Below are 15,064 nucleotides of genomic sequence, written 5' to 3'. Positions count from 1 at the left end.
CCGAACGGTGTCGTCTTCTACACTTCGCGAGTCACCAAAATCACGTTTTCCGTCACTTTCTCAAAGGTATCGTCATGGCTGATCACAAAAATTTGGCGGAAGGTTCTGATATTGGCGATTGCTTCGGCCAAGCTGTCGCGACGTGGGCGATCCATGTTCGTCGTCGGTTCATCAAAGAAAGCAACATCCAAATCCGCGAGAACACGCAGCAGCGCAAGCCGGACGGCCAAGGCCGCACACATCTGTTCACCACCTGATAGATTCACAAAGCGGCGCGTGTGTGCGCCTTCTTGCAGGATGATTTCGTAGTCGCGTGTCCATTCGAGGGCGATGTTGGGACGGTTCATCAGTTCGCGGAACAGCCTGTCAGCTTCGCGAGAGATGGACTGCACATAGCGCTCGGTGATGCGGGGGCCAGCATCTTTGTAGGCTTTGCGGGCAAAAGCGATGAATTTGCGGACTTGTTCGCGCTGCTTGAGGTCGCTGCGGGCGGAATCCCGCTGTTCGGCCACTGACTGCAAACGGCTCAGCCGTGCGTCGAGTTCGGCTAATAGTGCTTGCTGCTGCGGCAAACTGCCAACCAGTCGATCGCAGGCCGATCGCACTTCTCCCCATTCCGTTTCAACCTGCTCATACTGCTGGGGATTGTACTGTTGACTTTGTGCGGCGTACTGCTGCTCTAGTTCGCGCTGCTGAATTTCAAGGGTTTGCAGTTGCGCGATCGCGCCCTGCATCTGCGCTTCTAGTTCGCCTAAACTGTTTGCATCCTTTTGATGCTCCAGATAAATCAGGTAGTCGCTTTGGTGCTGCTGCCGAATCGCCTGTTGCGCTTCGATCTGCTCATCCAAACTGGCAAAGGCGGCAAGCTGAAGCGCGATCGAATCGATCGCCTGCTGCATCGGCTCCAAGGTTTGCTGAACAAAGTTGAAATTCTGCTGAAGCTGGAATCGCTGCTCTAGCTGCTGTCCCAAAAGCTGACTGCGACCTCTCGGATCATTAAGCTGATTGAGCGCAGTCGTGAGGAGCGATCGCTGCTCTTGCCAGTAAGATTCCTTCGTCAGCGCGGCTTTGAGTTCTTGCAGGCGTTTGTCGAGGGCGATCGCCTGATCGCGCAAATCGTTTTCTTGCTCTTGGCGAGCCGTCAGCGTAGCGACTTCGGCCTGCTGCTTCTGGGCGGTTTCAATTTGGCGCTTAACGGTCTGGAGTTGGGCTTGAAGCTGATCGATCGCCGTTTGCTGATTCAAATCGGCCAAGATGCCTTGCAGCGATTGCAGCAGCGTATTGTTCAGATTCACCTCAGATTGCAGCGTCGTCATCACCGTGTCGAACGCACTGCTGGCCTGCGGAAATTGCTGCCGTAGCTGCCACAGAATCGTTGCGGCTTGGCTGGCGGCATCCGCTTGGCGATCGCGCTGATCCTTCGCAGACGTAAAAAGCTGGCTTAATTCGCTTTCAAACTGGCGGGCAGCTTCCACGCGAGTAATTTGGGCTTGCAGGCGATCGCGCTGCTGCTCCAAATGCGGCAACTGCTCCACTTGCGCTTCAAGCTGCTCGATGCGGCTGATTTCTTTCGTCAGTCGATCGAGGTCTTTCTGAATTTTGCTGAACTGTTTGGCGGCGGTTTGCTGTTCGCGCTGAAAGGTTTGAAGCTGCTGGAGTTCTGCGATCGCGCCCTGCTGCTTTTGCTCCAAATCTTGCTGGCGATCGATCTGCGGCTTCAGCGTCTCAATTTCCGCTTCGGCTTCAATCAGTCGATCGAGTTGCAGGGAAAGCTTGGTGAGTTCCGCTTGGCGATCGCGCAACGCTTGTTGCTGAACGTCCCGCGATTTTTGCAACTGCTGCCGCTGTTTGATCTGCTCATCGAGCGATTTCAAGGCGGTTTCGGCCTGCTGGAAAGCCTGATAGCTGCTGCGTTTGGCCGTGCAGATGGCGACGGCTTGCTGAGCGCGATCGACCGACTGCCTGAGAACTTGATTCGCCTGCCGTTTGCCTTCTGCTTGCGCGATCGCCTTTTGCACGTTTGCCTGAAGCTGCTGGACAACTTGCGCTTGCGTGGCGAGTCGGTCTTTTTCCGCTTGAAGCTGTGTGAGTTTGGTTTGCAGTTGGGCGAGGTTTGCTTGGTTTTGGGTGATTTCGCTGTGGACGATCGATCGCCGCTCCTTCAGCGCATCCCATTCCTGCAACGCTTCTTCGCACTCGGTAATTTTGCGATCGAGCTGTTCAACTTCTGCCTTTGCCAAATCTTCCAGCGGCTTTAGATCGCGATGCAGCGATTTGTATTCTTCGACTTTGAGGATGGAATCGAAGACTTTGCGGCGATTTTCGGTCGTTTCCAGAAATGCCGCTGTGAACGTGCCTTGCGGGACGCCGATCGTATTGGCGAACAGTCGTGCCAAATCCGTTCCCGGTGCGACGTTGAACTGCTGCCGCAGCCAAGGCATCACTTCCTCGTTAATCAGCTTGTAGTCAAGTTTGACGTTAAGCTGCGGGTCGTAGAGCGTGTAGCCTTTCGTCGTGCAGCGCTGCACTTCGTAGGTGCGGCCATCGCGATTGCTGACAAACCGAACTGTCACCTGTGCGCTACTCGCGCCATTGCGAATCAAATCTTCTTTGTTGTAAGCGCCTGTGTGGTTGAACAGCGTCCAGGCGATCGCTTCCAAAATGCTGCTTTTTCCGGCTCCGTTTTCGCCGCAAATCGCGTTCGTCCCGGCCTGAAACTGAAATTCGCGATCGCTGTGCGACTTAAAGTTTTTGAGCGCAACCGAAAGAATCTGCATAACTCACCTGCGCCCGAAGGCAGCGTAGCGTATCGCCAATCCGTTCTAATGTAGAACAAATGCACCTCGAAAGCGCAGCGGATCACCGAAGTTGAATCGATCGGATTTGCGCCCGCTCCACATTATTCCGCATCTTTGTGAAAATCTCCCAAATCTTGCGAGGTCAATGCTTTTTGCAATTAAGCGCAGTTGCCAAGAAATAATTTTCCTGGTGTGGGTGTTGCTACTTTTGCGGGGATCAGCCCTGCTTTGGTTGCGAGAATGCGGCAACTGCAAGAAACTGAGTAGCGAAGTCTTCATTACCCCTCGATCGCTCGCGCCATGAAATCTTCTCGCGCCGACTCGGTTCGATCGCTTGTCACCTTGATCGCCATTTTGGGAACGTTGGCCGTCAACACCCTCTCAAATCTCTATCCGCCGAACGGGTTGAACATTGGCGAGATTGCCAACACGCGATTTCAAAATTTGCTCGTTTTGCCCGCCAACTACGCCTTTGCAATCTGGGGCGTGATTTATCTGGGGCTAATTGGCCTGGGCGTTTATCAAGTCTTGATGTCGCACAATGGCCGTTTGCGGCGGATGGAATATTGGCTGGCGATCGCCTGCGTTGCTCAAATTGCCTGGGTGCTACTGTTTCAGGCAGAACAGTTTTGGGCTTCGGTGATTGCGATCGTCGGAATTTTGCTGCCGCTGATCGTCGTGTATGTGCGGTTGCGGACGATCGACAATCGCAACTGGTTCGCCCGAATGCAGCGCGTTTCGCGGCTGGAGCGCTGGCTGGTGGATATTCCGATTAGCGTTTATCTGGCGTGGATTTGCGTCGCGACGATCGTCAATGTCGCCTCTGCGCTTGACAGTAGCGGCTGGAACGGCGGCGGTTTCAGTCCGACCGTTTGGGCGATCGTCATGCTGATCATCGGAGCCATTCTTGCAGCAAACGCCGTCCTACAGCAGCAGGATACGGCGTTTGCGATCGTGTTTGTGTGGGCGTATGTGGCGATCGCGGTTCGCCATTTCGATCAGCGGCCTGTAGCGATCGTGGCGGGGATTTTGGCGATCGGACTTGCGGGGTTGGCGCTTAGGAATACAAGAACAGGCAGACCGCAGCTAGGATCGCGGCGATGAGATAGAAGCGGGCGACGACTTGCGTTTCCGTCCAGCCTGTCAGTTCCAAATGATGATGCAGCGGAGCCATTTTGAACAGGCGCTTGCCGATGCCGTTGCTGTCCTTCGTGGCCTTGTAGTAGCCCACTTGCGCGATCACAGACAGCGTTTCCACCAGAAACAAACCACTCAAAATCAGCAGACCAAACAGCGTATTGCTCAGCAGGGCAACAGCGGCCAGTGCGCCACCCATCGCCAGCGAACCCGTGTCGCCCATGAAGACGGAAGCCGGATTGCGATTGTGCAGCAGAAATCCGAGACAGCCGCCGCTCATGCAAGCACAGAAGACCATCAGTTCCGGGTGAGCAGGCGCGACGATCGCACCCAATCCCAAAAAGGCGATCGCACCCGTGCCGCCTGCAAGTCCATCCAAACCATCCGTCAGATTCGTTGCATTGCTTTCGGCAACCAGAACGAAGCCTGCCAGCGGTGCAAACAGCCAGCCCAGCGGTAAGGCAAGACCCAAGGGAAGGGCGATCGTGGTCAGCGTCGTCGGCTGCGTCATCAGCCACGCGCAAAATAACGCGCCGAAACCGATTTGGAGAGCCAGTTTCGTGCGGGGAGAAATGCCTTTATTCGATTTGCGGCGCAAAATCTGCCAGTCGTCCAGCCAGCCGATCGCGGCATAAGCGATCGTCAGGGCAGAAACGGCGATCGCGCTCGGTGCAAATCCCGTTAGAACAAGGGCGATCGCAACCACTGTCGGCACAAAGAAAATCCCGCCCATCGTCGGCGTTCCGGCTTTTTGCAGATGCGCCTGCGGGCCGTCTTCGCGAATCACCTGACCCATTTTTAGCTGCCGCAGTAGGGGAACGACCCAGAAGCCGATCGCGCCCGTTGCGACTGCCGAAATCAGCAGCGGCAGGGCAAGCGAAAAATTATTGAGTGCCCGTCCCGCCAGCCAGTCAATCAGAAAAGCGGCACTGCCCAGACCCACCCCGAGCGCGAGCAGTAGATTTGTGCCGGACAGTCCCAGCGATCGATCTGTGTAAAACTTTGCGTCCACAATTGGTTATCTCACTCCACACACACCACACCGTACCAAAAGCCGCGATCGGCTTCATCCCTCTAGTCGTCTAGATCGAGGTCATCATCATCGTCATCATCAACATCAAAGCCGCCATCGTCGCCGCCCAAGAATTCGCTGATTTCCTCTTCGTTTTCGTCGAGGCCAGGAACCTCTTGCACTTCGCGATCGAGCAGGCGACCTGTGCTTTCCAGCCAATCGAGCATCGATGCATCGCGCTGAAGCGGAATGACAGCGGCGGGCTGATTGCGAGGCGTTTCTCTTAAAGCAGGATTGTGAACCATTGCAACTGCGCTTAACTCAAAAAGTAGTATTTCCGAACCACTTGCGGCTTTAGAATAAGGCAAAGCAGCGATCGCCACCTTGTCCTATAGCATCACCACAACAACTCGCGAATCCGGATGAGACTAGCCCAAATTTCACAGCACGTCAAGGCGCTTGTCAACCCCTTGCGTAAAGAATTTGTAGCAAGTTGAATTTCCAGACTCAATGTCTACCTACCAGTGTATTCGGAGATAAGCAATTATGCTGGGAAAATCAACGCTTTTGGAAGCGATCGCCGGGAAAAATCGCGGTCTCCTTGCCACCGCAGCCGATCAGCAAGCCATTCTCGCCAAAATCGCCGATCTTGAAGACCGCAATCCCACGCCGCAACCCTTGAGCGCGATCGATAAACTCGACGGCAACTGGCGATTGCTCTACACGACCAGCCGCGATCTGCTGCGAATCGAGCAGGTTCCCTTATTGAAACTCGGCCAAATCTACCAGTTCATTCGTGCCCCCGAAGCCCGCATTTACAACATTGCCGAAGTCGTCGGACTGCCTTATCTTGAAGGCTTGGTCAGCGTTGCCGCTCGATTTACCCCGGTGAACGATCGCCGCGTCCAAGTCAAATTTGAGCGATCGATCATCGGTCTGCAACGACTCGTGGGCTATCAGTCCCCCGATGATTTTGTTCAGCAGATCGAATCCGGCCAAAAGTTTGCAGCGATCGACTTTAATATTGGCGATCGCGACCAGCAAGGCTGGCTGGATGTGACGTATCTCGATGACGATTTGCGAATCGGGCGCGGCAACGAAGGCAGCGTCTTTGTCTTAACCAAAGCGTCTTAATCCAAGCGTGAGGAAACCGCTGATGATGCGACTGTCGCAAACCCAGCTCAATCTGATTGAAGCCTGTCCCCGCCGCTTCCAGCACAGCTTCCTAGAGCAGTTGGGATCACCGCTGACGGCTGAGCAGCAGGCGCGACTCGGTTGGGGCACAAAGTTTCACCGCATGGTGCAGCAGTACGCGATCGGTCTGCCCGTCACGACGCTGGACGCGATCGATCCGGAAGTCGCGCAATTGCAATCCTGTGTGCGATCGCTCGTCAGTGCCGCCCCCGCCGTCTTCACCACCGATGTCTATTCTCACAGCGAATATCGCCGCACCTGGGAATTTCAAGGGTATTTATTCACGGTTATCTATGATCTGCTGCTGATGGGCGACGAAGCGCAAATTTTCGACTGGAAAACCTACGGGCGTCCGGTGCGATCGAACCAGCTTGCCGAAAATTGGCAAACGCGCCTCTATCCGCTCGTTCTCACAATGACGACGCACTACGCACCCGAACAAGTCGCGATGACCTATTGGTTTGTGCAGCCCGAAGAAACGAGCGAACCGCAAAGCTTGACCTTTCGCTATAGCGTTGCTCAGCGCGATCGCGATTTGCAAGCATTAGCTGGGCTGCTCGATCGATTGGCAACCTGGCTGCAAACCTACGCCCAAGGCCATCCGTTTCCCCAAACTACTGCCCATTCTGCCTGTCACGGCTGTAGCTTCGTTCGCCGCTGTCAGCGTGAAGACGCTTCGGTGCAAAGCTGGAATGAAGTGCAGGAAGTTGGGTTGTGAGCGATTTGAGTGGAAGGGCGATCGACCACATAAATCTTTCACCGTTCTTACGCTTTGACCTTCAAGCTAACGTCGAGATCGTGCGGCGGCTAGCGACTTACTGATTCCTGACAGTAACCTTAACCTTAATGTTGCCGCTGCAACGACCTGTTGGGCTGCTGCTCGCGATCGCTGGCTTCACGTCCAGTGATCTAAAAATCATAGAAATCTTTCTATGCAAACAAGAAAATCTTTTTTGATTACTTAATAAGTATTAGTACCCGGAGTAACGTACAGTTAAAAACATCCAAATAATTTAACTATCACGATCTAGTTTTTCGGGGCTTGAAGTCGCTCAGCAATCATTCTCGGCAATTTGTTGTTGAGACTTCTTTGAGCGCGATCGCAGACGCCAGATTCCATTCCCCAGCCGATTTTATCTATAGCGATTCTTTCTATGAAATGGGTCGCTTCTAGTTAGTTTGATCTGCCGTTCATTGTATTGCAATACTCCTCATCCGAGGAGGCACAAGGAGGTATTCGTGGATTTTTTGTCCTTTTTTGTAATGGACTTCATCAAACAGTTGCAGTCGCCAACACTCAGCTTTTTGATTGCTGGTATGGTCATTGCCGCTTTCGGTAGCCAATTGGTAATCCCAGAGGCAATTTGTCAGATCATTGTCTTCATGCTGCTCGCCAGAATTGGTCTGAGTGGTGGGATTGAGATTCGCAATTCCAACCTAGCGGAAATGATTTTACCCGCAGCTTTTTCGATCACAGTCGGAATTCTGGTTGTCTTCATCGCCCGCTTCACGTTGGCGAAACTGCCGAAGGTCAAGACTGTAGATGCGATCGCGACCGGGGGATTGTTTGGTGCCGTGAGTGGCTCTACGATGGCCGCCGCCCTGACGCTACTGGATGAGCAAAACATCGGATACGAGGCATGGGCTGGCGCACTCTATCCCTTTATGGATATCCCAGCACTCGTGACTGCGATTGTGGTAGCCAACATTTATCTCAACAACAAGCAGAAGCGTAAGGCAGCAGGCGAGTATATCAGCAAGCAGGAGTATCCCAGTCCCGCAGAAGAATATACCAGTCCCGCAACTGCGTCTCTCAGCACCGCAGGCGCACCTCTCCCCGCAGGCACCTCTTTCAGCACCACAGGTGATCATCCCGGTTCCGCAGGTGATTATCCCAGCACGCGACAAGAGTATCGCAGCAAGAAGAAGGAGCCTGTGGATAATCGGGTCAAGATCTGGCCGATCGTGCAGGAAAGCCTCCAGGGACCTGCCCTGTCAGCCATGTTGCTTGGTGTTGCCATTGGTCTGTTCGCCCGACCCGAAAGTGTCTACGAAAACTTCTACGATCCCCTCTTTCGGGGTCTGCTTTCGATCTTGATGCTGGTCATGGGCATGGAAGCTTGGTCAAGAATTGGTGAATTGCGTAAGGTGGCTCAGTGGTACGTCGTGTATAGCGTGGTGGCACCGTTTGTGCATGGTCTGATCGCCTTCGGTCTCGGCATGATTGCCCACTACGCGACAGGATTCAGCATGGGCGGCGTCGTGATCTTGGCCGTCATCGCCGCCTCCAGTTCAGACATCTCAGGTCCGCCCACGCTGCGAGCCGGGATTCCCTCGGCCAATCCCTCCGCGTACATCGGCGCGTCCACAGCGATCGGTACACCCATTGCGATCGGCTTGTGCATCCCGTTCTTCGTCGGGCTAGCCCAGGCGATCGGCGGACTCTAATGCCAGATGGGTCTGCTGGGCAAGGCAACACCAGCAGACCCAGTAGACTAAATGTACAGAGGTAAGGAGGTAATCAACATGGCTAAGCCAGCCAACAAACTCGTCATCATCACGGAAAAGATTCTGCTGAAAAAGATTGCCAAGATCGTCGATGAAGCCGGGGCAAAAGGATATACGGTGATGGAAACTGGCGGTAAAGGTAGTCGCAACGTGCGCTCTTCCGGGCAACCCAGCACTTCCGACGCCTTCTCGAATGTGAAGTTCGAGATACTGACCGAAAATCGGCAGATGGCCGAGGATATTGCGGATAAAGTCGCAATCAAGTACTTCAATGATTATGCGGGCATTGCCTATATCTGCTCCGCAGAGGTGCTGTATGGACACAGTTTTTGTGGACCAGAGGGCTGTTGAATCGAGACGACGCAGATCCAAAAAGCCGGAGTCGTAACCCCGGCTTTTTGATGGCCATTACTCAAACCGTGAGTCGATCGAGATGATGCCCAAGCGGAGAAGCTGACTATATCGAGGCAACCGCATCTAAAACATCACCGTCGATCGATTCCTTCACAACTCCGCATTCCGTCTCCCCCAAACCCTCAATCTTCATCGATTTATCATGATTTTGTCCAACATTTTGCCTCATTTCAGTGAGGGGATAGCCGTCAGCGCTCCGATTCCATTTCTGGCAACCGTTGTTGCTGAGGATTCACCGATTATTCTGTCTGGCGTCTTGCTGACGCTGGTGGTGATTTATCTGGCGAGCAAGTTCGGCGCAGAAGTCGCGAGGCGATTGGAATTTCCGCCTGTCCTGGGGGAACTGGTCGCGGGTGTGATTGTCGGCGTTTCGGCGCTGCACCTGGTGATCTTTCCCGAAGGGGGGCTGTCTGCCTCTGACTCGGTGATTATGGGGGCACTGCAAGGATTGAACCAACTGGCACCGGATGCGCTGACCCGAATCTTTGAGTCGCAAAGTGAAGTAATTTCGGTTCTAGCTGAAATCGGCGTAATTATTCTGCTGTTTGAGATTGGACTGGAATCTGATCTGCGGCAACTGAAGGAAGTGGGAATTCAAGCTACAGTTGTTGCCTGTGTCGGAGTTGCCGCCCCGTTTGCGGCGGGCACGGCAGGGTTAATGATGCTCTTTCATGTCGCTGCCATTCCAGCAATTTTTGCAGGAGCGGCGCTAACGGCAACCAGTATCGGCATTACCTCGAAAGTGCTGTCAGAGTTAGGGCAACTCAAATCCAAAGAAGGGCAAATCATTGTTGGCGCGGCGGTGATTGATGATGTCTTGGGCATTATTGTCCTGGCTGTCGTCGCCAGTTTAGCCAAAACCGGGGAAATCGATGTTGCCAATGTCATCTACTTAATTGTCAGCGCGACGGCATTTTTGCTGGGAGCGATTTTGCTGGGCGGTATCTTTAACAAAAGTTTTGTGGCGATCGTCGATCAACTCAAAACTCGCGGCAACGTCGTCATGCCCGCCTTCATCTTTGCTTTCTTCATGGCATTTTTGGGCAACGCGATTCATCTCGAAGCAATTTTGGGTGCTTTTGCAGCGGGTTTGGTACTCGATGAAACCGATGCTCGGAACGAGCTAGATGAACTCATCAAACCGATCGCCGATCTACTAGTACCCATCTTTTTTGTGACGGTAGGAGCACGGGCTGACTTAGGTGTTTTGAACCCGACCGTACCGGAGAATCGGGCGGGACTATTGATCGCTGTCTTTTTAGTAGGGGTGGCGATCGCTGGCAAACTAGTGACGGGCTGGGCAGCGTTTGGACTACCCGGAATCAATCGCCTCGCGATCGGGGTGGGGATGATCCCGCGTGGTGAGGTGGGTCTAGTGTTTGCTGGCATCGGCTCAGCAAGCGGCATTCTGGATAAGCCGCTGGAAGTGTCGATCATCATCATGGTGATTCTGACAACTTTTCTGGCTCCGCCTTTTCTGCGGGTCGCCTTTGGTTCATCCACGAATCCCATTCCAGAACCTACCGCTCCTGTAGAAGCAGCGAGTGAGTAACGATTCTGCAACGTTAAATCTGCTTACTCAATGGATGATTGCGGTACGAGGTTCGGTCAATGCCAATGACCTCGTACTTATTTGACCTAGATACCGACAGTGTATCTGTCGGTTACGTCCTCACCAATAGCTCAGGCCGCTCAACGGTCGCGCTCACCGGACGCAGATTACTGCAACTCAACCAGAAATATTGATACGTTCCAGTGCAGCGGGGTTGTTAGGCTTTGCTACACAATGGTTTCTGAGCTTTTGCCTTGATTCTTCTCAAGATCAATTCGTTCTTGGGGTTTACGAACAGTGAGCAAAACTGATGCTATGGATTCGGGGACAAGCGCGGCAATGGCAGTAAGCTTGAGCGACCAGGTTTCGACTTCATTAAATAGCCCTGCTACACCACTCAGATGTGCAGATATGATATCAGTCACATCAATGGCGATACAGGCAAACAAAAGTGTTTTCACAGTACTTCTGTTTGCAGAAGCAACAAGCACAGCAAGCACAGTGTCTCTAATCGCCCAAACACGAACAATGTAGGGCATTTGAACATTTGAACTTACAGGAATGCTAAGCTGCTGCATCAACGAATATGGGGCAACATAGCCAACAGCACTGAGACTAAACCGAACAATGCACATCAGTCCAATTAGAAGAGCAATGTACCAGATCTGACCTCGCATCTCACTCCTCCACAAGGGCGTTGCCACAACTTAAATAGGCATTAGGATATACTGCCTTGGCAGATTACTCAAGAAGCCTAATGATTACTGGGCAGAAGGTTTCCGCCTAAGATTCCGCAGCGGGTGATTAAGCCGAACTCTTCCGCATAATACGCTGCTGAGGCTAAATAGGCCGAATCTTTTATGGATCTATAGTTTCTCGATTTGGATCTATAGTTTCTTGATTTGGCTGAGTGCGATCGCCGCTGCAATTCCGTACTACGATCGACTCTTGCTTGATTCATCCGTCATGACTTCTTTTTTCCGTCCCAATATCGATACGATGGCTGGCTACACGCCGGGAGAGCAGCCAAAGCCCGGAACGCCAATCATCAAGCTCAACACGAATGAAAATCCCTATCCGCCTGCACCGGGCGCGATCGCCGTTCTCCGCAATCTTGATAGCGAATGGCTGCGGCGCTATCCTGACCCGTATGCAAACGAATTTCGGCAGGCGGTCAGCGAAGCGATCGGCGTGCCGCGTGACTGGGTGATTGTCGGCAATGGCAGCGACGAGCTTTTGAACGTGCTGATGCGGGCTTGTGTCGAGGGCGATCGCAAAGTTGCCTATCCGATGCCGACCTATGTGCTGTATCGGACGTTGAGCGAAATGCAGCCTGCAAAGGTAATCGAAATTCCCTACAGCGCGGATTTTCGCTTGCCGACCGCCGCTTTGCTTCAAGAAAATGCTGCTCTCACCTGCATCGCCACGCCGAACAGTCCCTCTGGTCATGCCGTGCCGCTAGCTGAACTGCGACAATTGGCGGCGGGGTTGACGGGCGTGTTGGCGATCGATGAAGCCTACGTGGATTTTGCCGACGAGACGGCGTTGCCGCTGGTGGAGGAATTCGAGCATGTGATCATCATTCGCACCTTGTCAAAAGGCTACTCGCTCGCCGGATTGCGGCTCGGCTTTGGAATTGCTCAGCCAAAGCTGTTAGCGGGACTGTTTAAGGTGAAGGACAGCTACAACATCGATGCGATCGCCTGTCATGTCGGCGCGGCGGCCATGCGCGATCAAGCTTACAAAAATGCTTGCGCTCAGAAGGTGAAGGAGGCGCGATCGCAACTGCTGATTGATCTGAAAAATCTCAGCTTTCGCGTTTGGAATTCACAGGCAAATTTTCTCTTGGCGCAGCCGCCGCAAAACAACGCTGAAGCGCTTTATCTCGCCCTGAAAGAGCGCGGCATTTTGGTTCGCTACTTCAAGCAGCCCGGCCTGGATGATAAATTGCGAATTACGATCGGCACAGAAGAACAGAATCGCCTGTTAGTCGAAGCGCTGATTCATTTGGTGTAAGTGATTTGGCTTCCAGTAAAAAACCCCGATCGAATCGATCGGGGTTTGCAAGATTCACAAGGCCAGCCTTACGGATCGAAGGTTTTGCGATCGCTGAATTTGATCGTGGCGGGTTCGGGGTTGCTGCCGATGTTGCGCGGCACGCTGCCCACCTGCGGACGACCGGGATTCACCTTCTCAGGGAAGACGCCATCCTTGGGATGCAGATATTGAATTTCGCCGCTGGGGAAAACGCGATAGATCTTGTAGTTGGTGATCTTTTTGGTACGCAACTGAGCGCCCAGCGCGATGCACTGCTCTTTGCGAGCGAAGTAGAACAAATTGTCGCCTTCGCGCATCGTGGCCGAACCGCCGATCGGCATTTCAAACACCTGTTGCTTGGGGCTGTTCCAGGTGATGGCGTATTTCTCTTCGCGCTCAGCCTTGGCAAGCAGGCCGCCCGTGCTGCCCAAATAGAAAGGAGTTTGTCCGGTAAGAGTCTCTGCCATGAATTTATCTGGAGATCATTTTCACAGCATCCTATCACCGCGCCTGGTACAGATTTCTGCTTCGTGAGGAACTGTTACACAACTTTAGAAGCAGGGTCGAGGATCGGCATTCGGCTTGGCAAGTTGCGATCGCAGCCGCTAATGCGAGGCTGCTTGCTGACACCTGACACCCCCTACAGTCCTCCGGGAGCTACCAGCCAGCCGCGCAGGAAATAGTAGATTGACGACAAATATTCCTCAAACACGCGAGTCGTCAAGGCTAGGGCATCCACGCTGGGAATGAGATCTTGCAGCAGAAGTAGGCGATTGTTTGGCAGGTTCGGAAAGCCCACGAGATCGGTTGGCCGGGGCACAGCATCAACACCAAGCTGAGCAAAAGTCGAAACGGCACGACGAATATTGAGTGCGGAAGCGACGACGACAATATCATCACCACCCTGGAAGCCGCGATCGCGCAATAATCGCTCGACCTCGACCGCGCTGGTGCGGACGTTTGCACCGTTGGTATCAACCAAAATGCGATCGGCGGGCACGCCGCCACTGGTTAACGTACTGCGAATCGCTTGGCTTTGGCTGTCGTCATTTTCCTGACGGGGTGGTCCGGTGCTGACAATCACCAGCGGATTGTTGCCCTGATCGGCTTGTTCACGATAAAGCTGGGCGGCAAAATTAAGCCGTGACGTTTCGGCTGCATCGACGCCTGCTTGTGCAGTAGTCACCTGCGATCGCGTGCCAAATGACGACTCAGTATTGTCGCTGATCACCACAATGGCTTTCACGGTTGCAGGATCGGCAGGTCGATCGCCTTGCGCTTGAATTGACTGAAAGACCGTTTGCTGGCTTTGATTCGTCAGCCAAAAGGCGACGATCGGCGTACTCGAGAGTAGCAGAACGAGCAGCGCAGCGAGAACTAAATTGCCTGTGGCTTTCTTCACGCCGTCACGCAAAGCAATCAGCAAGAGAAAAATCGTTAAGCCCAACGGACGTAAAGGCAACGACAAAATATTCCAGACAATGCTTGTGGTGCGATCGGTCGGGTCAAAGAAGGCCAAAATAATAAACGATAAGACCAGCAGTCCGCCCAGCCAAGTCAGATAGACTCTGGGAATGAACTGGATGAAGATGTACCAGAGTGCGCCAAAAATCAGCAGCCAAAGCAAAATCCGACTTAGCAGTTCAAACATCCTTACTCCTCGCCCGCTCGAAAATTCGTCTACCCCTGATGTCAAACATGCGCCTATACTTTCCGGGAAAGTTTCGTTTCACAAATGTACTCAAGTGTACTCAAAAGCCGCTGTTTAAACACAAAAATTCTTGCCCAATCAATTAAGATTTCACGAAAGTTAAGCGGTTCAGGATAGACAAAGCAATCAAATTTGCCGATTGTGGGCGATCGCTCCTGCTAGAGGTCAGATTGCTGACCGCTTCACTCAGGGCACTAGAGACAGGGGAAGTGGCTCAAGCCGATCAGCAGCAAGACTTGCAAATGGTGAGCGGTTCGATCGACAAACACTCTGTAAAAGTTGTCTGACTAGCTTGACTGATCACGGCGATCGCTTCTTGCTTTGGAAAATTCTGCCTTTGCATTCGCACGAGTTCTAGTCGGCTGCTAGCTTGCTGATGCAAATCTCACGAAGAGAGGTCGTAAAATTCATCGAACAGATCAGGAAGATCGGTGGCTAAAATTGCCAAGGCGATCGATTCGCCTTCCTCGGCAATGGCTGATTGAAGTTGACTCGATCGTGCAAGAAAAAGCGCCCAAGGCGCGAAACCCTGGACGCTTTTAAGAGAAGCAAAATTTGTTTTACAGAGCGTTACCGCGAGGCAGCACTTCTTCAGGGAAGACAAAGTTTTCGTGCGGCTGGTCTTGCGGCGCCATCCACGCCCGGATGCCCTCGTTGAGCAAGATGTTCTTGGTGTAGAACGTTTCAAACTCCGGGTCTTC

At 53.1% G+C, this 15,064-nt stretch carries 14 protein-coding genes and 1 pseudogene; 8 read left to right on the top strand and 7 right to left on the bottom strand.

Features of this window, described 5'->3' with window-relative positions; translation table 11 throughout:
• Positions 1 to 17: 17 nt before the first annotated feature.
• Complete coding sequence (locus H6F67_RS21790) at positions 18 to 2,777, bottom strand: AAA family ATPase (RefSeq protein WP_190768752.1); 2,760 nt, start codon at positions 2,775 to 2,777, stop codon at positions 18 to 20.
• 321 nt (positions 2,778 to 3,098) lie between these two features.
• Here H6F67_RS21790 and H6F67_RS21785 point away from each other — a divergent pair, with 321 nt between their 5' ends.
• On the top strand, positions 3,099 to 3,902 hold the full coding sequence (locus H6F67_RS21785; RefSeq protein ID WP_190768751.1) for a tryptophan-rich sensory protein: 804 nt from the start codon (positions 3,099 to 3,101) through the stop codon (positions 3,900 to 3,902).
• Here H6F67_RS21785 and mraY read toward each other — a convergent pair.
• Positions 3,856 to 4,947 (bottom strand): phospho-N-acetylmuramoyl-pentapeptide-transferase, encoded by a 1,092-nt coding sequence (gene mraY, locus H6F67_RS21780; protein ID WP_190768750.1) that lies wholly within the window; start codon positions 4,945 to 4,947, stop codon positions 3,856 to 3,858. The genes H6F67_RS21785 and mraY overlap by 47 nt on opposite strands.
• A 62-nt stretch (positions 4,948 to 5,009) precedes the next feature.
• Positions 5,010 to 5,252 (bottom strand): DUF3134 domain-containing protein, encoded by a 243-nt coding sequence (locus H6F67_RS21775; RefSeq protein ID WP_190768749.1) that lies wholly within the window; start codon positions 5,250 to 5,252, stop codon positions 5,010 to 5,012.
• 241 nt (positions 5,253 to 5,493) lie between these two features.
• Between H6F67_RS21775 and H6F67_RS21770 the strand changes: the two genes are divergently transcribed.
• The 6 genes from H6F67_RS21770 to H6F67_RS28210 all read left to right on the top strand — a co-directional run bounded on the left by H6F67_RS21770 (position 5,494) and on the right by H6F67_RS28210 (position 10,809).
• A complete protein-coding gene (locus tag H6F67_RS21770) occupies positions 5,494 to 6,081 on the top strand; it encodes a PAP/fibrillin family protein (RefSeq protein WP_190768748.1) in 588 nt (195 codons plus the stop codon).
• Between the two features lie 22 nt (positions 6,082 to 6,103).
• Complete coding sequence (locus H6F67_RS21765) at positions 6,104 to 6,859, top strand: PD-(D/E)XK nuclease family protein (RefSeq protein ID WP_190768747.1); 756 nt, start codon at positions 6,104 to 6,106, stop codon at positions 6,857 to 6,859.
• Positions 6,860 to 7,380: 521 nt separating this feature from the next.
• A complete protein-coding gene (locus tag H6F67_RS21760; protein WP_190768746.1) occupies positions 7,381 to 8,589 on the top strand; it encodes a sodium-dependent bicarbonate transport family permease in 1,209 nt (402 codons plus the stop codon).
• A gap of 78 nt (positions 8,590 to 8,667) precedes the next feature.
• The gene (locus H6F67_RS21755) at positions 8,668 to 9,000 is read left to right on the top strand and encodes a P-II family nitrogen regulator (protein WP_190768745.1); all 333 of its coding nucleotides are present in this window, start codon (positions 8,668 to 8,670) and stop codon (positions 8,998 to 9,000) included.
• A gap of 205 nt (positions 9,001 to 9,205) precedes the next feature.
• Entirely contained in the window at positions 9,206 to 10,615 is a 1,410-nt protein-coding gene (locus H6F67_RS21750) for a cation:proton antiporter (RefSeq protein ID WP_190768744.1), read from the top strand.
• A gap of 59 nt (positions 10,616 to 10,674) precedes the next feature.
• A complete protein-coding gene (locus tag H6F67_RS28210) occupies positions 10,675 to 10,809 on the top strand; it encodes a hypothetical protein (RefSeq protein ID WP_277874621.1) in 135 nt (44 codons plus the stop codon).
• Positions 10,810 to 10,842: 33 nt separating this feature from the next.
• On the opposite strand, the gene H6F67_RS21745 is transcribed toward H6F67_RS28210, so the two are convergent.
• Positions 10,843 to 11,292, bottom strand: coding sequence for a hypothetical protein (locus H6F67_RS21745; RefSeq protein ID WP_190768743.1), 450 nt, complete (start codon positions 11,290 to 11,292; stop codon positions 10,843 to 10,845).
• 220 nt (positions 11,293 to 11,512) lie between these two features.
• On the opposite strand from H6F67_RS21745, the gene hisC reads away from it, so the two are divergent.
• Positions 11,513 to 12,631: a histidinol-phosphate transaminase gene (gene hisC / locus H6F67_RS21740; protein ID WP_242020750.1), complete on the top strand. Its 1,119-nt coding sequence runs from the start codon at positions 11,513 to 11,515 to the stop codon at positions 12,629 to 12,631.
• A gap of 68 nt (positions 12,632 to 12,699) precedes the next feature.
• Here the strand turns inward: hisC and H6F67_RS21735 are convergent, their stop codons facing one another.
• The 3 genes and pseudogenes from H6F67_RS21735 to H6F67_RS21725 form a co-directional block, all read right to left on the bottom strand.
• Positions 12,700 to 13,119 carry a photosystem I reaction center subunit II PsaD gene (locus H6F67_RS21735; RefSeq protein WP_190768742.1) on the bottom strand — a complete coding sequence of 140 codons (420 nt, stop codon included), beginning with the start codon at positions 13,117 to 13,119 and terminating at the stop codon, positions 12,700 to 12,702.
• A 173-nt stretch (positions 13,120 to 13,292) separates the two neighbouring features.
• Positions 13,293 to 14,303 (bottom strand): YdcF family protein, encoded by a 1,011-nt coding sequence (locus tag H6F67_RS21730; protein ID WP_190768741.1) that lies wholly within the window; start codon positions 14,301 to 14,303, stop codon positions 13,293 to 13,295.
• Positions 14,304 to 14,923: 620 nt separating this feature from the next.
• Positions 14,924 to 15,064, bottom strand: a pseudogene (locus H6F67_RS21725) (photosystem II protein D2); the annotation flags it as partial.

Source organism: Microcoleus sp. FACHB-1515 (genome assembly GCF_014696105.1).
Classification (GTDB): Bacteria; Cyanobacteriota; Cyanobacteriia; order Elainellales; family Elainellaceae; genus JAAUTJ01.
This window is presented reverse-complemented; position numbering and strand designations above follow the sequence as displayed.

Excerpts from the sequence above, each read along its gene's own strand:
- H6F67_RS21790 (WP_190768752.1), bottom strand. The coding sequence starts at position 2,777 with ATGCAGATTCTTTCGGTTGCGCTCAAAAACTTTAAGTCGCACAGCGAT.
- H6F67_RS21785 (WP_190768751.1), top strand. The coding sequence starts at position 3,099 with ATGAAATCTTCTCGCGCCGACTCGGTTCGATCGCTTGTCACCTTGATC.
- H6F67_RS21775 (WP_190768749.1), bottom strand. The coding sequence starts at position 5,252 with ATGGTTCACAATCCTGCTTTAAGAGAAACGCCTCGCAATCAGCCCGCC.
- H6F67_RS21770 (WP_190768748.1), top strand. The coding sequence starts at position 5,494 with ATGCTGGGAAAATCAACGCTTTTGGAAGCGATCGCCGGGAAAAATCGC.
- H6F67_RS21765 (WP_190768747.1), top strand. The coding sequence starts at position 6,104 with ATGATGCGACTGTCGCAAACCCAGCTCAATCTGATTGAAGCCTGTCCC.
- H6F67_RS21755 (WP_190768745.1), top strand. The coding sequence starts at position 8,668 with ATGGCTAAGCCAGCCAACAAACTCGTCATCATCACGGAAAAGATTCTG.
- H6F67_RS21750 (WP_190768744.1), top strand. The coding sequence starts at position 9,206 with ATGATTTTGTCCAACATTTTGCCTCATTTCAGTGAGGGGATAGCCGTC.
- H6F67_RS28210 (WP_277874621.1), top strand. The coding sequence starts at position 10,675 with ATGCCAATGACCTCGTACTTATTTGACCTAGATACCGACAGTGTATCT.
- H6F67_RS21745 (WP_190768743.1), bottom strand. The coding sequence starts at position 11,292 with ATGCGAGGTCAGATCTGGTACATTGCTCTTCTAATTGGACTGATGTGC.
- H6F67_RS21735 (WP_190768742.1), bottom strand. The coding sequence starts at position 13,119 with ATGGCAGAGACTCTTACCGGACAAACTCCTTTCTATTTGGGCAGCACG.
- H6F67_RS21730 (WP_190768741.1), bottom strand. The coding sequence starts at position 14,303 with ATGTTTGAACTGCTAAGTCGGATTTTGCTTTGGCTGCTGATTTTTGGC.